General features: G+C 44.0%; 19 protein-coding genes and 1 tRNA gene. 8 read left to right on the forward strand and 12 right to left on the reverse strand.

All coding sequences use genetic code 11. From position 1 onward, the window contains the following. The gene (locus tag A8C56_RS11355) at positions 1-3417 is read left to right on the forward strand and encodes a DUF6443 domain-containing protein (protein WP_084490169.1); all 3417 of its coding nucleotides are present in this window, start codon (positions 1-3) and stop codon (positions 3415-3417) included. A gap of 4 nt (positions 3418-3421) precedes the next feature. Beyond that, positions 3422-3799 carry a toxin-antitoxin system YwqK family antitoxin gene (locus A8C56_RS11360; RefSeq protein WP_067755905.1) on the forward strand — a complete coding sequence of 126 codons (378 nt, stop codon included), beginning with the start codon at positions 3422-3424 and terminating at the stop codon, positions 3797-3799. A 484-nt stretch (positions 3800-4283) separates the two neighbouring features. Here A8C56_RS11360 and A8C56_RS11365 read toward each other — a convergent pair. The 8 genes from A8C56_RS11365 to tgt all read right to left on the reverse strand — a co-directional run bounded on the left by A8C56_RS11365 (position 4284) and on the right by tgt (position 10221). Continuing rightward, positions 4284-4357, reverse strand: a tRNA-Ala gene (locus A8C56_RS11365). Positions 4358-4372: 15 nt separating this feature from the next. Continuing rightward, positions 4373-4846, reverse strand: a complete 474-nt coding sequence (locus tag A8C56_RS11370; protein ID WP_067755907.1) for a hypothetical protein — start codon at positions 4844-4846, stop codon at positions 4373-4375. After that, a complete protein-coding gene (locus A8C56_RS11375) occupies positions 4839-5180 on the reverse strand; it encodes a phage holin family protein (protein WP_067755910.1) in 342 nt (113 codons plus the stop codon). Before A8C56_RS11375 ends, A8C56_RS11370 begins: the two co-directional genes overlap by 8 nt. A 126-nt stretch (positions 5181-5306) precedes the next feature. Continuing rightward, positions 5307-5600, reverse strand: coding sequence for a YtxH domain-containing protein (locus A8C56_RS11380; protein WP_067755913.1), 294 nt, complete (start codon positions 5598-5600; stop codon positions 5307-5309). Positions 5601-5810: 210 nt separating this feature from the next. Next, complete coding sequence (locus A8C56_RS11385; protein WP_067755916.1) at positions 5811-7136, reverse strand: citrate (Si)-synthase, eukaryotic; 1326 nt, start codon at positions 7134-7136, stop codon at positions 5811-5813. A 221-nt stretch (positions 7137-7357) separates the two neighbouring features. Then, a complete protein-coding gene (locus A8C56_RS11390; protein WP_067761926.1) occupies positions 7358-7819 on the reverse strand; it encodes a hypothetical protein in 462 nt (153 codons plus the stop codon). Positions 7820-7934: 115 nt separating this feature from the next. Beyond that, positions 7935-9041, reverse strand: a complete 1107-nt coding sequence (locus A8C56_RS11395) for an LptF/LptG family permease (RefSeq protein WP_067755919.1) — start codon at positions 9039-9041, stop codon at positions 7935-7937. A gap of 40 nt (positions 9042-9081) precedes the next feature. After that, positions 9082-10221 (reverse strand): tRNA guanosine(34) transglycosylase Tgt, encoded by a 1140-nt coding sequence (tgt, locus tag A8C56_RS11400; protein WP_067755922.1) that lies wholly within the window; start codon positions 10219-10221, stop codon positions 9082-9084. Positions 10222-10538: 317 nt separating this feature from the next. On the opposite strand from tgt, the gene A8C56_RS11405 reads away from it, so the two are divergent. Then, positions 10539-11660 (forward strand): glycosyltransferase, encoded by a 1122-nt coding sequence (locus tag A8C56_RS11405; RefSeq protein ID WP_067755925.1) that lies wholly within the window; start codon positions 10539-10541, stop codon positions 11658-11660. 61 nt (positions 11661-11721) lie between these two features. Next, positions 11722-12954, forward strand: a complete 1233-nt coding sequence (locus A8C56_RS11410) for a serpin family protein (RefSeq protein ID WP_067761928.1) — start codon at positions 11722-11724, stop codon at positions 12952-12954. A gap of 397 nt (positions 12955-13351) precedes the next feature. Here the strand turns inward: A8C56_RS11410 and A8C56_RS11415 are convergent, their stop codons facing one another. Further along, positions 13352-13864: a TlpA family protein disulfide reductase gene (locus tag A8C56_RS11415; RefSeq protein WP_067755928.1), complete on the reverse strand. Its 513-nt coding sequence runs from the start codon at positions 13862-13864 to the stop codon at positions 13352-13354. A gap of 192 nt (positions 13865-14056) precedes the next feature. Beyond that, a complete protein-coding gene (locus tag A8C56_RS11420; protein ID WP_067755931.1) occupies positions 14057-14455 on the reverse strand; it encodes a VOC family protein in 399 nt (132 codons plus the stop codon). Positions 14456-14645: 190 nt separating this feature from the next. Here A8C56_RS11420 and pheT point away from each other — a divergent pair, with 190 nt between their 5' ends. From pheT to A8C56_RS11440, 4 genes are all read left to right on the forward strand, one after another. After that, entirely contained in the window at positions 14646-17093 is a 2448-nt protein-coding gene (pheT, locus tag A8C56_RS11425) for a phenylalanine--tRNA ligase subunit beta (RefSeq protein ID WP_067755933.1), read from the forward strand. Between the two features lie 36 nt (positions 17094-17129). Then, a complete protein-coding gene (locus tag A8C56_RS11430) occupies positions 17130-17420 on the forward strand; it encodes a hypothetical protein (RefSeq protein ID WP_067755936.1) in 291 nt (96 codons plus the stop codon). A 16-nt stretch (positions 17421-17436) separates the two neighbouring features. After that, positions 17437-17736 carry a cell division protein ZapA gene (locus A8C56_RS11435; protein WP_067755938.1) on the forward strand — a complete coding sequence of 100 codons (300 nt, stop codon included), beginning with the start codon at positions 17437-17439 and terminating at the stop codon, positions 17734-17736. Between the two features lie 377 nt (positions 17737-18113). Further along, positions 18114-19466, forward strand: a complete 1353-nt coding sequence (locus tag A8C56_RS11440) for a Gfo/Idh/MocA family protein (protein ID WP_067755941.1) — start codon at positions 18114-18116, stop codon at positions 19464-19466. 64 nt (positions 19467-19530) lie between these two features. Here the strand turns inward: A8C56_RS11440 and aqpZ are convergent, their stop codons facing one another. After that, positions 19531-20247 carry an aquaporin Z gene (gene aqpZ / locus A8C56_RS11445; protein ID WP_067755944.1) on the reverse strand — a complete coding sequence of 239 codons (717 nt, stop codon included), beginning with the start codon at positions 20245-20247 and terminating at the stop codon, positions 19531-19533. A 1221-nt stretch (positions 20248-21468) separates the two neighbouring features. Beyond that, the gene (locus A8C56_RS11450) at positions 21469-23001 is read right to left on the reverse strand and encodes a sulfatase-like hydrolase/transferase (protein WP_067755947.1); all 1533 of its coding nucleotides are present in this window, start codon (positions 22999-23001) and stop codon (positions 21469-21471) included. Between the last annotated feature and the right edge of the window lie 304 nt (positions 23002-23305).

Genomic DNA, 23305 nt, shown 5'->3' on the forward strand with positions numbered 1-23305 from the left:
ATGCAAATTTCAAGTCAACACAGATTGCATTTATGGATGTATCTGAACATTCTATTGCCTGTACTTCTGGTATTACCAGGCTTCGACGCACTGGGCCAAATCTCACCATCTACTAATCAGAACTACATTTATACCCGAACAATAGTAAAAGAGGGTGTAAAGACAGTAGCTGACCTCGCAGCTCTCCCGTCAGACAGCGTCCGAGCCGAAATTCAATATTTGGATGGCCTTGGACGGCCTGTTCAACATATAGCAGTGCGCAATTCACCCAATAAAAAAGATATTATCGTTCCCATAAAATTTGACGCTTACGGAAGGCAGGACAAAACCTATTTAGCCTACGAGCATAATAGTCAGACTGGAGCTTACCAGTCTACAGCCATAGAATCTCAAGCATCTTTTTTCAACAGTGCGGGTTCCGGGTCCATCCCTAAAATTTCACTTAATCCTTACGGCCAGGTTCTGTTTGATGACTCTCCCTTAGATCGCGTGATGGAAACAGCCGCACCTGGAGATAGCTGGAAGCTCGGCGCTGGGCATACCATACGTAAGAATTACGAATCTAATAGCACTGCCGACCAGGTACGTCTATGGAATATGACAACATCGGGGAATAACAACACCGGAGCAAGTAGTTCAGGTTATTATGCCGCGGGTGAACTGTATAAAAATATTACCTGGGACGAGAACCGTAACCGAATAATTGAATATAAAGACAAAGCAGGGCTGGTTATATGTAAAAAGATACAAGATGGAGGTGATACATTAAGTGCTCCAACTTACATGATTACACAATATATCTACGACGCCTTTAATCGTTTGGCTTATATTGTACCCTCTGCGTTAGAAGCTATTTCCAGTTTTACAGAGAGTGACGCAAATTTTCTGAATTATATCTACGCTTATCATTATGATGCTAAACGAAGAGTGACCGAAAAGAAGATTCCGGGCAGCGGCTGGATATACATGGTATATAACAATGCCGATATGCCAGTACTCGCCCAGGACAGTATGCAACGGGTGCGAGGAGTTTGGGGTTTTATAAAATATGATACTTTGGGAAGAGCAATTATGACTGGTGAAACAGCAAATACCTCGTCAAGATCAGCTTTACAATTAAATGCAGACGGGAGGACCCGCCAATTTGAAAATCGAGACAGTACACTTTCCTGGGGCTATACAATTAGTGCAATTCCAACCAGCATTAGTAAGGTTTTTACTGTAAATTTCTATGATGACTATAGTTTTTTGCGTAGCACAGTTAACCAAAATCCAATTCCCTCGCTAATTACTCAGCCAGCAGGAACGGCAACAGAAAGTAACCGGACAAAGGGTTTTGCTACAATAGCAATTATAAACGTTCTGGACAGCAACCGCTATCTATACAATGTCACCTACTACGATGAAAAAGAACGTCCAACAAAAGTGGTGAAACAACACCTTTTGAATGGAGCGGATGTAACCACTAACACGCTGAACTTTGTTGGTGAAGTCACTAGTAGCACCCGCAAGCATTATGCCAATGGCAATATAACAACGCCTGTCGTTACTATTACCACAACAAATCAGTATGATCATGCGGGTAGAATCGTCCGGGCAATTGAGAAAATTGATGCTTTGACTCCGGACACGATCACCTACGCTTATAACGAGGTAGGCCAGCTTTTCCAAAAAAAAGTTGGCAACCAAACAATTGGGACCTTTTTTAATGCCCGCGGATGGGTCAAAAAGCAAACCTCTCCCTTGTTTACCCTGGAACTGAAGTATGACAGTACTGCAGTAGCAATCAATAAACAGTTTAATGGCAATATTGGCCAACAGCTATGGAAAAGCGGTTCCGGTACACAAACACAGCACACTTATACGTATTCTTATGATAAAGCCGATCGTATTACCTCCGGTATTAGCGATGAAGGTTATAACGAACAGCAGATCACCTACGATAAGATTGGTAACATTAAAACCCTTACCCGCCCTAAAGACAGTAGTATGGCTATCACTTATAGCTATGGCGCTAAGGGCAACCAACTGCAAAACGTATCTGGCGGATATGCAAGAGCCTTTACCTACAATGGTAATGGTAGTGTGCTTAGTATTACCGGAACGCAACCTTTAACTATTAGTTACAACGCTATAAATTTGCCTAAGGCAATAACAGGTAGCGCAACGGTAAGTTATGTATATGATGCAGCAGGAAACAAACTAAAGAAGTCCACTCCAACGGAAACAAGGTGGTATATTGATGGCATTGAATACATTACAAACTCCACTATTCCGAACCCAGTCATAGATCTTCTACACACTCAGGAAGGTATAGCACGAAAAAATGGAGCATTATACAACTATGAATATTTCCTGAAAGATCATTTAGGTAATACCCGAATTGTCTTTAATAAAGCGGGAACAGTATATCAGCAGACAGATTACTACCCATATGGAATGAGTATTATGAGAGCTGTTTACCCTCAAAATCGCTATCTGTATAATGGCAAGGAACAACAACAGGAATTGGGAGGCACTACTAAAGGACAATATGATTTCGGATCGAGATTTTATGATCCTATACTTGGAAGATGGCATGTAGTGGATCCGTTAGCTGAGCTAATCCCCAGACATAGTGTTTACAATTACACACTTAACAATCCTACAAGATTTGTGGACCCGGACGGTATGGCAGCGCTTCGTTGGGATGACTGGTATGAAACAGTCAATCCAGACGGGTCAATATCACGAGGATACTGGGACGCATCGGATGACGAATTAAGTTGGAATGGGCAGACCTGGCACAACGTTGGTAAATTTGAGCCTGTGGATCTGCCGGGAGGCTCTCAAATCTACGACAACATCGCCCAAGGTATATCATTTTTAGAGCTTACGAATTCCTATCTATCGGAGCTGAACGAGGCCCAGCTTGCTCCTGTCTTATCTAGCGTATATTACACCCCTCAAAGCTGGATTAACATGAATATTAACTACGGCCCCACTATGTATACAAACAAGATATTCTCGGCTGTTGACAACGCGACAGGTCTTTTCGGGGCCGCTAATGACTTAACAGCATTTGCAATGAACCCAACTAAAAACCCAATTCCACTCGGTTTCGATGCAGGGGTGATAGGAATGATGGCAAGCAATCAAAAAAACCAAGAAATGATGGAAGTAGGAGACGATATGTATAAATATTCAGTTAAACAGGGATATGAGAAATTTAGGATTTATCTCAGGAGTAAATTTAATACGGCCTATGCATATGGTTGGTCTGATACATCCTTATCTAACAATGGATATATTTTGAGGAAAGGAATAAAAGAGGAATATGACGCACCTGCAATACCGACGCGCTCATTTTTCTATTGGTATAATTCACGAGACGGAGACACAATTCGTAACTTCGGTTCATATTATACAGGAAAATAAATATATGAAAAAGATAATTTTTATTTTTGTTTTGCTATCTACATCTTGTGTCACTCAAAACAAGACTGATTTATATAATTTGTCGAACTATCAACTCGATCCCGATACAACTAATGTTCAATATCAAGGGGGGCGGTTCTACGTATATCTAAAGGACACAAATTATACGGCTGTTAAGATTGATAAAGGAGGTGGAGATAGCGCTATAGCTTTTTTTTATAAAAGAAAAAAAAATGGGCCTTTTACAACATACGTAAATGGTCATGTTTTTTTCAAAAAAAATTTCAAGAATGGTTTAGAAGATGGGATACAACTGTGGTTTGACGAGAAAGGTGACACCACAGAAAAAGAGTTCTATAAGGACGGAGCAAAGATTAGGTAGTTATTTAGTTCAGGAGACTTCCAGACAGATACGCTACTAACTTTGCAAAATAAAAGATAGGATACGGTTCTAAGCGTTAAACTCAAATTGGTCATGAAGGAAATCGACACTTGTGATAATCTGCCTAAATTGCTTTACAACATTTGGGCCTTCAAATTCTTTAGTGAAAGCGAAGAATATTTTATCAAGTGTTGGAGCAGATGAACCACAGATAAACAATAATCCATAAGTTTTTGTCGAAGTTGGAAAGTGCCAATGAATATACATAGTTTCTTTCAATCCTCGTGCTAAACAGAGATGCCCTATTTAAGCAATCTCTCATGTAAGGTCTGCCCGGTACAAATCATGAAAAGCATATAAGAAAAAACGGAGTTTCATGCCAAATCCAGTCAATATGGATTAAAATCTGGTTTTAAAATGGTTTTAAAAAAAGTTTTTTCAAAAAAATGAGTTGTGAAAAACTCACAACTCATTTATTATCAGGTGGAGGATATCGGAGTCGAACCGACGACCTCTTGCATGCCATGCAAGCGCTCTAGCCAGCTGAGCTAATCCCCCAAACGGAGCGCAAACTTAATTGATTGGCACCTTATTACCAACATTTTTTTTCGGATCCGCTGCTTTTGCCGGCAGCTTATTGTTGGCAACTGTGCCTGCTCCCCCGGAATGGCTTCCGCGGAGGATTCCGGCAAATGCATGCATCTTTTCAGCAATCTGGCCGGAAGCCTGCACGGCTATTAAATAAGTAGAAATCTTTTTTACCAGGAAAGGCGCTACAAGCCTTGGCAGCCAGCCGGCTTTTCTTAAAATACCTTTTCGTATAATCAGGTCAGTCAGCTTTTCAACCCCTAAACCAATTAAAGGAAAATCATTATCAGCAGTAAATATATCCCTGGTGGTACGGGCTGCTTTTGCTATAGGGTTCAATTCGTCTTTAATAGCGCTAAACGATTCTTTTAAATCGGTCTTTCGCTGTTTCAGGCTGGCTTTCAGGCGTTCTTTTTCTATCAGCAAATCCTCGTGGGAGCGTATAATGGGCTTAGTCATACAAATTTTTAATAATCAGGTTACGGATAAGCGGCATGATGACTTTTTTCTTCAGCGCAAGGATCAGGAGCAGCAGCAGAATCAAAAATCCGGCTACAATCAGAAAGCCCCACATAGGGTTTCCCAATGCATTACCGATCCACCAGCTTACGCCAAAACCTATAAATAAAAAGCTGAAAAATGCCAATGCCGTTACAAGGCTTACAATAAGAAAAGAAGCTCCCAGCTTACTGCCTTTTTGTACAATGTTTATTACGGATAGCTGATAATAATTCTTGGCTATTTCTTCAATATCTTCAGCCACATTCTCAATCTTGTCTTTTAATTCAAACATAAGACCTGACGTTTAAACAGTATTAAAAAAAAAGTTGTCTAAAAAGTAGATTGTATTTTAGCAAACTGCAATGCCAAACTGAACAATGAACTTATCAGACAACCGGTGAGGGTATAAATACGGTAATTATCTCACTTTATTTGCATATTCATCAGCTAAATCGTTATACTTTTCTTCGGCTTCTCCCTTAAGCTTGCTATAACCTTTTTTGGCTTTCTTCATTGCTTTATGAGAAAGGTCGGAAAGATTTTCCTTCCCGGAAGCGATCAGGCTTCCTAAAGAATCAGCCCAGTCATTGGCAGTATTCTTCATTTTTTTACGGGTTTTCTTTCCTTCGTCAGTATAAAACAACAAACCGATAGCAATTCCTGCCAAAGCAGCACCTGCAATACCAATGATGTACTTATCTCTATTTTTCATAAATGCTTTTTTTAAGTTTATAAAATAGAATACCTATATATACCGCATTAAAAACCGTACCAAAACCAATTGTTTTCTCTTTTTTCACAATATACTAAATAATAATCAGTTGTCCTATTTTAGAGGCAGCAATTCTGATATTGACAGGGTGCCCCTGTTTTTTCCGGTTCTGCTTGTTCAGACGCGGCCTCATCTTACAACTATCATCTTTTAGTCGCCCAGGTGCTCTACTTCTTTATTCAGCCACCTTTTTACAGCAGCGGTTGTTACCGATTTCGGGCGTTCCAGGGGCATGCCCAGGGCCCTGTCCCAGCAAAGGCTTGATAAAACGCCCAAAGCCCTGCTCACTGCAAAAAGCACAGTGTAATACTCATACTCTTTTAACCCGTAATGCACCAGCAGGGCTCCGCTGTGCGCATCTACATTTGGCCAGGGGTTTTTTACTTTACCAAGGGATTGTAAAATACCCGGAACGGTTTCATAAATTCTCCAGACAGTATTCACCAGCAGATCATCAGGCATATGTTTTTTCCCGAATTCCATCTGGGCAGTAAAACGCGGGTCTGTCTGGCGTAAAACAGCGTGCCCGTATCCCGGAACCACTTTTCCCTCGTTTAATGTTTTCTTTACATAATCCCCGATCTGTTCGGCGGTAGGCGCATCCGTTTTCAGTTCCTGCTGCATTTCAAAGATCCACTTGATCACTTCCTGGTTGGCAAGACCGTGCAAAGGACCGGCAAGACCGTTCATACCAGCTGCGTAACTCAAATAAGGGTCACTCAATGCAGAACCCACCAGGTGGGTAGCATGGGCCGACACATTTCCCCCCTCATGATCCGCATGTATAACCATATATAAGCGCATCAACTCCTTAAACTCTTCATTATCGTAACCCAGCATATGGGCAAAATTGGCTGCCCAGTCCAGCATTCCATCCGGCTGCACCATTTTGCCCCCTTTATATTTCCTGCGATAGACAAATGCTGCAATATGCGGCAGTCGGGCAATCAGGTTCAGCGTATCCTCCAGGGTGGCTTCCCAGTAATCCTTTTTATTCAGCCCGTTTGCATAGCGCTGTGCAAAAACACTTTCATTCTGTAATGCCATAATGCCTACTACAAACATCGTCATCGGGTGAATTTCCTCTGGTAAGGCTTCCATTGCATCAAACACATAAGCCGGAACATGACTGCGGCGCTGCAGCATGGCACTCAGGTTCTCCACATCTTTTTCCTCCGGAATTTCACCAATCATCATAAGGTAAAATAACGCCTCCGGCAGCGGTTCTGCGCCTCCTTTGGCTTTGGGCAATTGTTCCCTTAACTCCGGGATAGAGCGTCTCTTAAACCGGATACCATCCTGTGCATCTAATAAAGAGGTTTCAGTGACCAATGCCGTCATTCCCCTCATCCCCTGGTAAATCTGGGCCAATGTAGTTTCTCCGATTACGGTGTTCCCATGCTCCTGCAGCAGGGTCTTAATTTCCGCACCAAGCTTATCAGCCTGTTCTTTAAACTTCACTTTAAACTGTTCCATATATCATATACAGATTATCTATTATAAAATAGGTTTGCGCTAAAGATAACTAAAGCCAATTGCCACAACAAATTATATCTGAGTATTTTTTCAATGGCAACAAATAGTTAACAAATAAACTATAGAAGAGTTGGGGCAAAACCAAATATTCTGCACTGTATCCTCCTGCAGTTCCTGTTAAATAAGATATCCTCCGTTCATCCTAACAATAACCAAATGAATCAATCCTTCTTTTCACGTATATATTTTTCAATATTTATACGGTTTATGCCAATACTGTCGATCCGTTCAATACCGGTTATCAGCAGGGTGTCTTTATTAAGCTTATAAATAAAATGAAAATCGTTGTTTTCCCAATCCCTGGCGTTACAGTATTCCAGATGCTCTGTATAGGTGCTGTCCTTTACGGTACAGGTACCGCCGCCGGAAGAAAAGAACGCCATGGAATCCTGTCCTTTATTCAGGTCATGCCCTAAAAAAGCAAAATGCCTGCCCTGAATGATCTTGATAAACGATTTTCCCTTCTGGTAATCTGTAACCAGGGTATCCTTTTTTTCAATGGTAGTGCCGGTTATCAGCTTCCACACTCCCTGCAACGGGTTTTCAGCAGATTGCTGCACCGGGTTTTTACAGGAGGCCAACAGCAGTATATAAATAACAGCAAGCGAAAGGATCTTCATCATGAAACGGTTTTTAGCAGACAAAATGAGCATATGCCTGTTTCCGGTGCATGGCTCTGGTAATTATTACTATTTAAAAAGTTCTTTAATAGCTGCCGCCTGTTTTGCAACTGTCTTTTTATTTTGGCGCCATTTTGTACAGTTGCACAGCCACCAGCGAAAAAACAATATTGGGTATCCATGCTGCAAGCAAGGGAGGAAAATTGCCCTTCACAGAAAACACGGTTGAAAACTGATCCGCAATAATAAAAACTGCGGCAATCACAATGCCTACAGCCAGGTGCATACCACTTCCCCCGCGGGTTTTGCGGCTGGCTATTACTGCACCAATGAATGTAAGCAGCAATACCGTAAACGGCGCAGCAGTTCGTTTATATAATTCTACTTTAAGCGCATTCAACCCTTCGGTACCGCGTAACTGCTCATTCCTGATCAACCGCTTCAGATCTGGTGTGGTTAACTTATCTTTCAGGTATTCGTCCTTGATCAGTTCATCCGGCGCCATATTCAGGCGTACCACCTTTTCCGTTAAATGCCTGATGCGCTCCCCCAGACTGTCCACCTGCCGTTCCACCACATTTACAGCAATCCATCTTCTTTGTTTATTGGTAGTATCCCACCTTAAGGATTCGGCCCTCAGGTTATAGATCACTTTTCCTTTTTTTACCCGGTCCATAAAAAAGGCACCATTGCTTTTCCTGGCAGTCATATCAAAATTCTTCACACCCATATAAGTATCAGCATCCACCCTCTTATAAAAACACGTAGCGCAGGCTGCTTCCGACCGTTGTTTGAGCGCGTCGTTTTTATCAATATAGTTTTTTTTAAAGGTGCTCATGATGCCGTTTGCCATAGGAATGAAATAGGCCCGGCCAAAAAACAATATGGTCGCCAGCAATACCCCGCCTACCATATAGGGCCGGAGGAAACGGCTGAACTTTGTACCGCTGGCAAGTATGGCAATAATTTCTGACCGTAAGGCCATTTTACTGGTAAAAAAGATCACGGCTATAAAAACAAACAAGGGGAAGAGCAGGCTCCAGATAAAAGGAATAAACCCCATATAGTACTGGGTGAATATCTGCCACCAGCCTAAGCCGGATTTTACAAAATCATCTGATTTTTCGCTGGTATCAATGGCTACGGCAATTACTGTAAACAGCAGCATACAAAACACAAATGCCACCAACAGCTTGTTCAATATGTACCAGTCAAGTTTCTTCATGAACGATTCTCCTTCAAAAATAACCGAAAAACAAATAGGACTATAAACGCGTTTTTAACTTAACAATCATTTGGTTTTTCCAGGAAGCATAGCTTCCGGCCCGGATCTGCCGGCGCGCTTCACCTACCAGCCATAGGTAAAAGGCCAGGTTATGCACACTGGCAATGGTCAGCGCCAGCAGCTCCCCGCTTTTAAACAAGTGGCGCAGATAAGCTTTGCTGTACAGGTTGCTCATGGAATTGGGCAATTCTTCATCAATGGGAGAGTAATCAAATTCCCATTTTTTATTGTCTATATTAATAACGCCTCCGGTTGTAAAAAGCATGGCATTTCTTCCGTTACGGGTAGGCATAACGCAATCAAACATGTCAATGCCCATACCAATGCATTCTAAAATATTCCACGGCGTGCCTACCCCCATCAGGTAGCGGGGCCTTTGTGCAGGCAGGTGCGCACAACACCAGTCGCAGATCTCATACATCTTCTCTTCCGGCTCTCCAACGCTCAAACCGCCAATGGCATTGCCGGCCGCATCTTTTGCTGCCACAAAATCGCAGGACTCTTTTCTCAGGTCTTTAAAAGTGGCCCCCTGCACAATCGGGAAGAGGTTTTGGGTATACCCGTACCGGTCAGGCGTACTGTTGAACCGGTCCCAGCAGCGGTCCAGCCAGCGGTGCGTCAGGTCAAGGCTTTTGCGCGCATAGCCGTATTCGCTTCCCCCGGGTGGGCATTCATCAAAGGCCATAATAATATCACCGCCTATGATCCGCTGAATATCCATTACCCGCTCCGGAGTAAACAAATGCTTGCTGCCATCAATATGCGAGGCAAAAGTGACCCCCTCTTCTTTTATCTTTCTTGTACCGGCCAGGGAAAACACCTGAAACCCACCGCTGTCTGTAAGGATCGGCCGTTTCCATTGGTTGAACCGGTGCAGACCACCTGCTTTTTCCAACACTTCCAGCCCTGGTCTTAAATACAAATGATAGGTATTTCCAAGAATGATCTGTGCTTTTATATCATTTTCCAGCTGTGCCTGTGTTACCGCCTTAACCGAACCTGCGGTGCCCACCGGCATAAAGACGGGTGTTTCTATCTGGCCATGATCGGTGGTGATCAGACCCGCCCTTGCTGAGGATTGTGCATCTGTGTGTTGTAACTGAAAACTTAATTGCGCCATAACTGGCGGCAAAAGTACAGCAACGGTCAGAAATAAGGGAGATGAAATAAGGAATAAGGAATAATAAATAATAAATGTAAAATTTGGAATGCAGAATAATTTGGAGCAGCAGTCAGCCCTGATAATTATAGGGATCAGTTCTCAGCAGATAACCCTGACTCTATCAACCATGAGCCATGAACTATCCCCTCTACTTTCTACTTGCTATTCCCCACTTACCAAGACTATGAACCATGGACTATCAACTATAGACTATCAACCATCAACAATGAACCCGTTCTCTGCGAAAATAAACAATTAGCACCTATATTTGCCGCATGCTGATCCTGATCCCGGGTTACCTGTTATTTGTGGCACTGCTGTTCTTTACAGCTGTTCTCCTGTTTTATTATTGCTATTTTTTTGCCCGGCTGGTGTTTTACCGGAAAAAGAAAAGGAGCAGTTCCCAGGAGCACCCCGTAAGCATGATCGTTTGCGGGAAGAACGAAGCCGCCAGTTTTGCAAGAAACATTCCGGGGCTGATCTTTCAGGAATACCGGACCAGCCACCAGATCCTTGTAGTAAACGACAATTCGGAAGACAACAGCAAGGATGTGCTTGAAGCGCTGAATGCAAAATACCACTGTCTTACACTGGTACACCTCCGGCAAAAAGCCCTGCACATTCCCGGCAAAAAATACCCGTTGTCTGTAGGCATCCGGGAAGCGATCCATGAAATACTGCTACTGACCGATGCAGACTGTGTGCCTGCAACGGAGTTCTGGCTGCAGAAAATGCAGGAGCCGTATGATGACGATATCGAAATTGTTCTGGGCTATGGCGCTTATCATAAATACCCCGGGTTCTTAAATAAAGTGATCCGTTATGAAACCTTTCACAGCGCCCTCCAGTATTTGTCTTACGCGCTGGCCGGTGTGCCCTATATGGGGGTGGGCAGGAACCTGAGCTATAAAAAAAGCCTGTTCCTGGAGCACAAAGGATTTTCTGATATCAATCATTTGCCCGGCGGCGATGATGACCTGTTCATTAATAAAGTAGCTACCAAAAACAATACAGCAATCGTGATTGAGCCCGAAGCACACACCCTCAGCAGCCCAAAAAGAACCTGGGCCGAATGGAAAAAGCAGAAAACCAGGCACTTCAGCACTTCTAAATACTATAAAACCAAACATAAGATCTTACTGGGATTATACAGTTTGTCTCATTTTTTATTTTACTTTCTGGTGATTGGCACTGCCATCTGGTTCGACTGGAGAGCGGGGGTAACGGTGCTGGTTATAAAATCAGCCATCCAGCAATGGATCTTTGGTGACGTAATGAAAAAGCTTAACGAGGCCGACCTCAGGAAATGGGTATTGCTTTTGGATCTGTGGATGCTGTTTTATTACCTTTTCTTTGCTCCTATGCTGATCAAAAAAGAGAAAAAAACCTGGAATTAACACCACCTGCTGTTGCAGAACAGGCATTTTCTACGTTATGGTTATATATAATTATATAATCATGAGAAATCCGCTTGCAATTTCACTAACAGGCCTGGCAATAACTTTTTTAATCAGTTGCTCCAAGACTAATAACGGAGGAACAGATCCCGGGGCCGATGCGCCTATTACACCCATTGCGCTTTCCGCACCTGTACACCATTCCCTGTCTGGTTTCGCGTTTAATTGTTTCCGGCAACTACAAAAAGAAAAAGACCCGGGCGATAATATCTTTATTTCGCCCCTCAGCCTGCATATCGCAATGGGAATGGTTGCCAATGGCGCTACGGGCGACACCCGTAGCGAAATTATAAAAACACTGGGTGCGGAAAACCTGTCGATGGATGAGCTCAACCAGTCCTATCTTACGCTTTTGGAAAAGTTGCCCAAGGCAGATCCGAAAGTGAGCCTGGCCCTGGCTAATTCCATCTGGTACAAAAACAATTTTAGTGTTGAAGCATCCTTTCTCAATATCATGAAAGATTATTTTAAGGCCCAGGTCACCGGGTTGCCTTTTCAGCCTTCTGATGTAGCCACTATTAACCAATGGGCCAGCGATCATACCAATGGGAAGATCCCGGAAGTGATTGATCATTTCGACCCGAAACTTGTAATGCTCTTAATGAATGCGCTCTATTTTAAGGGCGACTGGAAATCAAAATTCAATACCGCAGACACCCGAACCGAGAATTTCACCAAACAGGGCGGCAGTAAGATGCCCGTAAAAATGATGCACCTGAAAGATACTGTGCAATATGCAGCTACTCCGGGTTTTGATGTAGTACAAAAGCCTTATGGCAACGGGCAGTTCACGATGACTATCCTACTCCCCAAACGGGTACCGGTCAGTGAGCTGTTTGCACCAATGGACGCAGATCAATGGCAAACTGTCCAAAGCGGTCTCCGCACCGCTACGGTTGATATTGGCCTTCCAAAATTTACACTGAAACAGGAGTACAATTTAAACAGCACGCTCCAGGCACTGGGCATTAAAAAAGCATTTACAGATGCCGCCCAATTTGATGGATTCAGTAAAACACCTACAAAGATCAGCTTTGTAAAGCAGAACACTTTTGCAGCAGTTGATGAAGAGGGCACCGAAGCAGCTGCCGTCACTACCGGCGGAATTGAAGTGACTTCGCTCCCTGCTAATCCGCAATTTATCTGTAACCGTCCTTTCGGGATCATTATCAGTGAAACAACCTCTAACAGTATCTTATTCATGGGCCGTATTGCACAGCCTGTAAGCCAGTAAATAAAGAACAAGCCCTCAGCTACGCCTCGTACCATCCATTTCCGGACTGCGGGGCGTTTTGCATTCTGAGAAAAAATTGCCACGAATGCATGGATAATACCGTTTGAACTTTAAAAAGACAATAGCGCCCTGCCCTGGTGAAGGACAACGCTTACATGGATCTTTGACAAAGGGTGAGGGTTCAATCAAAACATGCTTCGTTATTTTTGTCTGGAGCGCACCAATAGCAGCGCTTATTGAACCCAACCAGGCAAAAAGTTGCAGAACGGCATATGACCCGCTGTCCCTAATCTCCGGAACACAGCCTCTGCCCTTGGCGAAAGCACAGATAGAGCGCATTCATGCGTAAAGGATCTCCGTTTTTATAACTTCCCTTTTCAGGCAACAGGCGTTAATATTACTGAAGGTGCTCTTTTAAGACACTCAGCAACTTTTCAAACTCCTCATTGTCATAGCCAATAGATTGGTAGATGATCTTCCCGTCTTTATCGATGACCACATTCCTTGGAATGAACTGGTCCGCAAACTGAGAAAATATTTTCCGTTCAGGATCTGCAAGAACGGGAAATGTAAATGCTGTTCGCTTCACAAAGCTATCCAGCTTTTCCTTTGTTTCCTCCCGGCCAAAAACAAACAGGGCAAAGTCCGGGTTATTTTTATATACTTCCCATATCTCCTTTTGAACCCTGGGCAGCTCCGCCCGGCAGGGACCGCACCAGGTAGCAAAAAAATTGATCAGTACCACCTTCCCCTCATAAGCATGAATCGAAACCGAATCTGCCTGGCCTTTTGGTAAAAACCTAAAACCGGGCACCGGTGCACCGGCTGCTGCCTTCCATTGCACCTGTTTTTGGGCGGTTGTAAATAAACAGCCAATAATGGCAATGATGCCTAATGTCATTTTCTTCATTATTCAGTAAGTTAAAGCTCCAAATTAAGCACTCTATGTGGGTCGGACAAATAGTTCCGGAAAAACAAACGCTTTAGCCGGTCTTTTATTATAAACTATTTCTCTAAAAAACTGTGATATTACACCGGTTACACTGCTATGCAATATACGCAAAGTATGCAGATGACAAGCAATACTCTAATGCCTGATCTTCTATAGCTTCTTCTGTATTTGCCAGTAATGCCCAAACGGGTCTTTAATTGTTCCCTGCCTGTAGCCGTATTCGTAATCCTGTGCAGGGGTTATTTCAGTTGCACCTGCTCTAATTGCCCTGGTCATTACTTCATCCACATCAGCAACAAACAAGCCGATACAAACAGTAGTAGCATTATGTTCTTCAGGCGGAAAAAAATAGCGCTTCGCTGTTTTTTCGTGTAAATGAAATATAGATCCGCCAATGGAAAGTTCAACAACATGGATACTTCCGTCATCGTTGGAAAAGCGCATTTGTTCAGTTGCCCCGAATGCTTTCTCATAAAAAGAAATGTTTTTAACTCCATTGTTGATGAAAAGTTCCGGGGCAAAAAAAGTTTTATTATCTTTTATTATCATGCTTTATTTTTTAAAAAAGCAGAAATCTTAGTTCCGGCTATTATAAATATACAAAAAGATCAAATCCGTTTCAGCAGGCCAGGTATCATAATCCAGCGGGGCTAACCAGTATTAGCCAGTCCCCTGTTTTTAATTCCTGAAACCTAAATTGTATATTCGCAGTCCCAAATTTTATTAATAGTTAAGAAGAATGATAATATCCTATAAATGGCTGAGTGAATACCTGCCTGCCGGACAGGCCGGGCTGTCTGTACCTGTTGGTGTGGAAAGATTAAGCCAGATACTGACTTCCATAGGGCTGGAAGTAGAAGCCATCCATGAATATGAAGAGCTGAAAGGCGGACTAAAAGGGCTGGTTATTGGAGAGGTGCTGGAAACCAGGCCCCATCCAAACGCCGACAAGTTAAAACTGACCAGGGTCAATATTGGTAACGGTACGCCGTTAAATATTGTATGCGGGGCTCCCAACGTAGCAGCAGGACAAAAAGTAATCGTAGCACCGGTGGGCGCCACTATTTACCCAATAAACGGAGATCCGGTAACCATGAAACTGGCAAAAATCCGGGGTGAAGAAAGCCAGGGAATGATCTGTGCCGAGGATGAAATAGGTCTGGGCACTTCCCACGAAGGCATCCTTGTATTGCCTCCGGATGTAAAACCGGGCACACCAGCAGCAGAATACTTCCAGAGCTATTCCGATACCATTATTGAAATAGGCCTCACCCCCAACCGCATGGATGCTATGAGCCATTGGGGCGTAGCCCGGGATGTTTGTGCCTATCTCAGCCACCACGATAAAAAAAACCTGAAACCCCGGTTACCTGAAACCAATCACTTTAAAGCGCCCAAAACAAAAGCGCCGCTGACAGTTATTGTTGAAAATAAAAAGGCCGCGCCAAGATACAGCGGTATCTGCATTGATGGAGTTACCATCGCCGAATCACCCAAATGGCTGCAGCAGCGATTAAAGTCTATTGGTCTGAAACCCATAAACAATATAGTAGACATCACCAATTTTATTCAATATGAAACCGGACAACCCCTGCATGCCTTTGATGCTGATAAAATCAGGGGGCAGAAAGTCATTGTAAAGAACCTGCCGGAAGCAACTCCTTTTATAACGCTGGATGGAAAGGAGCGGAAACTAAGCGCCGATGACCTGATGATCTGCGATGCAGAAGGAGGCATCTGCATTGCAGGTGTTTTTGGCGGACTGGAAAGCGGGGTAACCAATAATACCAGGCGCATTTTCCTGGAAAGCGCCTATTTTGATCCTGTAAGCATCCGTAAGACCTCTTTTCGCCATGGTTTAAGAACAGACGCTGCAACGCGTTTTGAAAAAGGAACAGATATTTCTGCAACCGTCAGGGTATTAAAAAGGGCGGCTGCCCTGATCACTGAAACCTGCGGGGGTGAACTTTCATCGGATATCTATGATATTTATCCCGAGCCACAACCCAAAAAGGAGATTGCCCTGAAATATCATTATCTGAAAAAACTAAGCGGCAAGAACTACCACCCTGATGCGGTTAAGGAGATTCTTAAATCATTAGGCTTTGAGGTAGAAAAAGACAATATCGACTCCCTGCTGATCAGTGTTCCTTATCACAAACCGGATGTAACACTTCAGGCAGACGTGGTGGAAGAGATATTAAGAATTGACGGCCTGGATAATGTGGAGATTCCTACATCAATAAAAATAACACCATCGGCAGATGAAAATATTGGTTCAGAGTTAATTAAAGAAAAAATACAAACTTTTTTGATTGGTTCCGGTCATAATGAGATCTTAACCAACTCTATTACTAACAAGGCCTATTATGCGCAAGAGGAACTGTATACCGTAGTAAAGATGAAAAACAGCCTGAGCGCGGAACTGAATATCATGCGCCCCAATATGCTGGAAACCGGTCTTGAGGTTATACAACATAATATCAATAGAAGGAGTGAAAATTTAAGATTATTTGAATTTGGCAAAACATACAGTATCAACTTAAAAGGAAAATTTGAAGAGCCGGAGCATCTATGCATTTACCTCTCCGGCCAGGAGCAGGCAGCCGGCTGGAAACAGCCCGTTGTAAAATATGATTTTTATGCTCTGAAAGGGATCGCTGAAAACCTGCTGACACTTGCCAGTGTCAGCGGCTGGCATTATGATGAGCTGAAGGAACCGAATTTCCAGTATGGTCTCGAGGTAAAATCCGGGCCTGCCCTTCTTGGTAAAATAGGTGCCGTGCACAAAAAACTGTTAGACCGTTTTGATATTAAACAGCCTGTGTTCTTTGCAGATCTCAGCTGGAACACTATTTTGAAAGCAGCACTGAAGCACAAGACCCAGTACAGCCCGGTTCCCCGCTTTCCGGCAGTACAGCGAGACATTGCCATGATTGCTCCGCTGGAGCTTCCTTACAGTTCCGTGGAAGCTGTTATACAAAAACTAAATTTAAAAAAATTGCAATCGGTGCAACTTTTCGACGTTTTTGTAAATGACAAGCTGGGAGCAGGTAAAAAATCACTGGCTGTAAACTTTACCTTCCTTGATGCCGAAAAAACATTAACGGACCGTGAAATTGACAGCTGGATGAAAAAGATTATGCAAAGTTTGGAAAGAGATTTGCAGGTAGAAATCAGAAAATGATCCGTTACTTTAAAAGTATGCAATAAAAATTTGCCAATGAGTCGGTTAATAGAAGACAAGATCAAACAGATACAGGAAAAACTGGTGCAGCTTTGTCGCAAGAATGCTGCTATTGAAAAAGAGAACAGTGCTTTAAAACAGGCCCTGGAGGAATCGAAGGCTTCGGCAGCAGCGGCTGCCTCAAATATGGAAGCCATGCAGCAACAACTGGACATAGCCAGATATGGCAATACGCAAATGAGCCCTGAAGAGCGTAAGGCCTTTGAAAAACGGATCAACAGCTACCTGAGAGAAATTGATAAATGTATTGCTCTATTAAGTGTTTAACCGAAAAATTAAGACTATGCCGCAACAGGATAATCTGATCCCTGCCAATATTATGATCGCTGACAGGCATTTCCGTATAAAAGTGGAACCGGCAGATGAAGAAACCGTTCGCCATTCTATCAGGATCATTAATGACAAGGTCATGGAGTTCAAAAAAACATTCCCCGGCAAGGATATGCAGGACTATGTTTCCATGGTATTGATCTGGTTTGCCACAGAATTCAAGGCAGAAGCCGCTTCCTCAATTGATTCAGACAGTATCATAGAAAAGCTCAGCCAGTTGGAAGCGATCATTGACAGTGAGCTGGAACATTAAGCTTCTGGTTCTTCCGGCAGGGTGCTGTACGGCCATATTCCCGTTATGGAATAACAGAGCAGCAGGAGCACGCTATTTTAAAAGCTCACCAAAAGTATGGTCAGCCTGAATTCTGACTAAATGCAGGCTCGTTACCCACGCTGGCCTGCCGGAACACCGGGTCTTAAAGATCCTGCAAATGAGGGTACGCCTTTCTTCCCTTGAAATTACATTTTAACCTGCAGCCCTTTCACCCGCGATCCCAGCGATAAAAATGCCAGCCCCCGGATCTGCCCCCATTACAATACATAAAAAAGTGCTAAATTGGGAAGGCAATCTATCGCTGCACTGCAAACCGCAGGAAGCATAGAACATTTCATCATTTAACGATTCCTCTTATGCCTTCAAGAAGAAAATTTATCAAGCAATGCACGTTAGCCACTACAGGAACCTACCTCACCGCTGTGGGTTTTACCGCCAGGAGCTATGCCAATATCCTTGGCGCCAATGACCGGGTGCGCATAGGGGTTGTAGGGTTTTCCGACCGTCACCGAAGTTCCCATATGCCCAGTTTTATGAATCACTGCAAAGAATTGAATTTCCAGGTAGTGGCTGTTTCTGATATCTGGAAATTACGTCGGGAGCAGGGAGTTTCAATGTGGAAAGAAAAAATGCAAAATGATGTCAGAAGTTTTCGAAATAACGAAGAAATGTATAACAGTAAAATGGTGGACGCGGTTTTTATCAGCACAGCCGATTTTCAGCATGCACTGCATACCATTGAAGCCGTTAAAGCCGGCTGCGATGCGTATGTAGAGAAGCCCTTTGCAGAAACCATGGAAGATAACAGGGCGGCTTATAAAGCGGTAAACGAATCCGGGAAAATTGTACAGATAGGGTCGCAGCGCCGTAGTGGCGCCAATTATCAGGCCGCCAATGATTTTATCAAATCAGGAAAGTTCGGGCCCATTACGATGGTGGAGCTCACGTGGAATGTGAATCAACCCGGCCGCTGGCGCCGGCCTGAACTGCTGCAGGTATTAAAAGAAGAAGATACCGACTGGAAGCGTTTTTTAATGAACCGGCCCTTTGAAAAATTCGATCCCCGCATCTATCTGGAATATCGTCTGTTCTGGCCATACTCTTCCGGACTACCAGGTCAATGGATGAGTCATCAGATAGATACCGTGCACTGGTTCACCGGCCTCAAACATCCCCGGAGCGTAGTAGCCAATGGCGGCATTTATCAATGGAAGGATGGCCGACGCAATTGGGATACTATAATGGCAGCATTCGACTATGGACCTGCAGATGATCTGTCCAGCGGCTTTCAGGTAACATTTGGCTCCCGCATGCACAATGGCGATGAGCATCCGTCAGAAATATACTATTCCAACGGTGGCGAACTCAATTTAATCACCAATAAAATATCTCCAAAGGGAGGGCTAACAGAAAAAATGGCCGCAGCCATGCATATGAAGGCCAACCTGCTGCCCAATATTGAGCTGCCCAATAATGAACAGGTGGTCGCATCAGCCAATACAGGCGGCGATATCTTAACCTCCAACCACATACGCAACTGGATGGAATGTGTACGCAGCCGCAAACAGCCTCATGCTCCTGTTGAAGCAGGCTATATGCATTCCATTGCAAATATTATGACAACCGCGGCATCCAGAACCGGGATGAAGGCGACTTTTGATGAAAAAACACAGGAAGTAATGGTTGGGGGGAAAATATTTCAATACTAATAAGCAATTGCATCAATAAAAAGACCGGCGGGAGAAATTTTCTCCCGCCGGTCTTTTATGACGATTATGCTGTTGCTTTTTTATCCGGCCGCTCCAACAGTATATTCCAAATCAATGCACTCAGTATAGCACCAATAATGGGGGCTACAATAAACAGCCATACCTGGCTCAATGCCGCTCCTCCTACTAAAACGGCTGGTCCTATACTTCTTGCAGGGTTCACAGACACTCCTGTAACGGGTATGCCTACAATATGGATCAGCACCAGCGATAAGCCAATGCTTAACCCGGCAAAACCACCATGGATATTTTTGCTGGAAGTAGCACCAAAAATAACCAGCAAAAAAATAAAGGTAAAGACCACTTCGGCAATAAACCCGCTGACCATGGAATATTTTTGCGGTGAGAGCTCGCCGTATCCATCCTGGCCTAAACCTCCGGTATAATCTGCTTTACCACTGGCAATCACATAAAGCAATGCTGCGCCAATGATCGCCCCAATGATCTGGGCTATGATATAATAAGCCGCTTCGCCGGCTTTCATACGGCCGGCAACCACCATACCTATTGAAATAGCCGGGTTTATATGGCAACCGGAAATATGACCGATCGCATAGGCCATTGCCACCACACTCAGCCCAAAGGCAAAAGCTATTCCCAGTAATCCTACGCCTGTAGTGCCGTCTGCACCGGCAATAACGGCACTTCCACAGCCCATAAGGACCAATACCATGGTGCCCAGCATTTCGGCAAAAAATTTTGATACAGTTGTTACTTTCATTTTAAATTAGTTTTACGTTTTTAACATAAGGAGCAATTATCCTAATAAAGTTAGGAAAAAGGAAGCAATAGCCGCTTTTACTTTCCGGCAGGGGCACTAAAGGATGCATTGAACGATGGCCCGAGGCTACGCTTCTACATTCATTATTACACCAATTCCAGGTAATGCGTTGGTAAACTTTTCAATCCGGGAAAGCCATCGGCCCGTCCGAACGCCAGCCCGAAAGATTCATTCTGGCGGGGTTCATCCGAGCGGGCCCGTCCGCCCAGGATTCGGCCCCGTCAGTCCGGGCGGGCCTGATTTCATAGAACAACTGAGGGTGACCAAAAAGCCTGTTTATAGTAGATTGTCGTTCTGCCCGCCGGTAGGCGGATCAGCATTTATCGGCAATCAGACGCCATTTTAGATGCTGAAATAATCCCGAATCTATCGGGATAGCCTGACAAAAGGGTCTTTTTGGTCAGCCCCGGGTTAAAACATCTCTGTGAAGCGTTGATTGCCCTGGGGCCCGCCTACAGGAACAGCTACTCTGTATACACAACTTTTCTCTTCTATTACAAGGTTCGTGCAACAGTGATGTAAATTGTCTTAATTGAATTACGGAGTTATTGAAACAATAACAGACCTTCAACTCCTCTATTTTCTTTTCAACCTTTTGTCGCCACAAAAGGTTGCCAAAAAGGCTTCGTCAAACGAATGCCTCCGGCCGTTTGACTGCCCACGCACACGGACAACCACATGAAAAGTTATAGCTGGCCTTACTGAAAAGGTTCATTGAAGTACCTGCTGCCTGGCTGTTGTAGTTTCCTTACTGCGCTGCTTTTTTACGTACTCCTTTTATTTGATAAGAAAACATCCGTTGCGTAAAAAAGAGGCGCTATGAAGCCGGTTGGCTGCAGTAGTTTCAATTGTGTTCCGGAATCCGAACATTCGGATGAAAAACAAGAAAAAAGCAGCACATAATAATCAGAAACACTTATACCTGTTAGCAAAAGATATGTATACAGGATAGCTACCGGAACAGGCAGGCACGATACGTTTCTTTAGTCCTGACAGCGATACACAAAAATCATGCTTCCGCTCTTAAATTCACGGCTATGGTGCGGACATAAACTACGGCTATGCCCCGGTCATAGTCTTCACTGACCGGAAGTGCAATTACTATTTTGATTCCGGTTTATTATGAACAGGAAAAATCAATACTCCAATAAGAAGTTCAGGCTATTCTGACGCTGCCCGTACTTTTTTCAGCAGGGTTTTCAGTTGCAGCACCCGTTCCGGGTGTTTTGCAGCTACGTTATTTTTTTCACCAGGATCCGTTTTCAAATCATAGAGCTGGTCTTCTTTACTGTACCCGGTTTCTATATTCACCCCTTCCATAAATGCCCGCCCGTTAGAAGGCGTCATGTATTTCCAGCCGTCCTTTAGAATGCACAGGGCATGGTTGGCCGGTTGCTCTATAATATATTCCCTGTCTGCAGTGCTTTTGCCCAGCAGGGCGGAAAGAGAATTCCGGCTGTCAGTAAACTCTTTTGCAGGAAGCGGTATGTGCAGGAGCGCCGCAAAAGAAGCCATCAGGTCCACCTGGCTGAACAGGGCTGCTGATGTTTTTCCGGCAGCAACCTGCTGCGGCCATCGTATAATAAACGGAACCCTTGTTCCCGCTTCAAATGCGCTGTATTTGCCACCCCGGTAAATACCTCCGGGTTGATAATTTAACGAACGGGCAGTTGCTTCCGACTGATCCAGGTAGCCGTCATTCAACACGGGCCCGTTATCACTACTGAAAATAACAAGGGTATTGTTCAGCAGTCCCCGCTCCTGCAGCCCTTTCATAATAACGCCTACTGTATGATCCATTTCCAGGATCGCGTCCCCGCGGTAACCCAGCCCGCTTTTACCCTTGAACTCGGTACCGGGCATACGCGGCACATGAATGTTATGAATGGCATAATATAAAAAGAAGGGCTTCTGTTTTTTCAGGCTGTTATCAATAAAACGGAGCGCCTTGTTATTAAAAACATAACCCAGCTCCTCGTCCGTCCACTCACTGCGCTTCCCTCCCTTCATAAACCCGATACGGCCAATACCGTTTGTAATGTGCCCGTCATGGCCCTGGTTGGGATCATTAAGTATTTTCAGCAGTTCCGGGTGCTTTTTTCCCGTAAGTTCGCCCGGGAAGGGCTTTTGATAATTAACGGCGATCGGATCAGTTGCTTCCAACCCCAATGCCAACTGGTTTTCCATAAAGATCGTAGGCACGCGGTCTGCTGTTGCCGGAAAAATAAAAGAATAATCAAAGCCCACTTCAGCCGGCCCCGGCGTCACTTTTTTATTCCAGTCAACCGGTGACTGGCTGCCCAGGCCCAGGTGCCATTTTCCCACAACGCCTGTTTCATAGCCCGCCTGCTGAAATACTTTTGGAAGCGTGGTAATATCCGTTGGAATGACGAGGTTGGCATCTCCGGGCAAAATATTGGTTCCATCTTTTCGCCAGGCATACCGCCCTGAAAGCAGGGAATAGCGCGAAGGCGTGCAGGTAGAAGCTGTAGCATGCGCATTGGAGAAATTAATGCCTTCCTGTGCCAGCCGGTCCACATTAGGAGTGGCAATGGTGGTGGCGCCATTACAGCTCAGGTCGCCATAACCCAGGTCATCAGTATAAAGGATCAGTACATTGGGGTGTTGCTGTGCCCTGGAAAACAGGCAGCAGATGCATAACAACAACACTATACCAGCGGGCTTCTTTTTCATTATAAAAGATATAGATAAATTATTGTTTGTTATAAAACGGGCTGCTTTTTTATCAGGTAATTAAAAAACAGTCCCCGGTTTAAAACCGGATACGGTCCATTAAAAATACATACATTTAGGATAGCAAACAAACCTTACAGGTGCTTATAGGAACAATATTACTGCTACCAGTTACATAACGTCTTGTATGCCTGGGACCGGATCATGCTTCAGCAGCAATACTCAGCAGCAATGCTATAACAGGGCCACAACAAAATAAAGCTCCGGTACAGTACAGCCTGATAATATTTGTACACAATTTATG

Origin of the sequence: Niabella ginsenosidivorans (genome assembly GCF_001654455.1) — a bacterium.
Taxonomy (GTDB): domain Bacteria; phylum Bacteroidota; class Bacteroidia; order Chitinophagales; family Chitinophagaceae; genus Niabella; species Niabella ginsenosidivorans.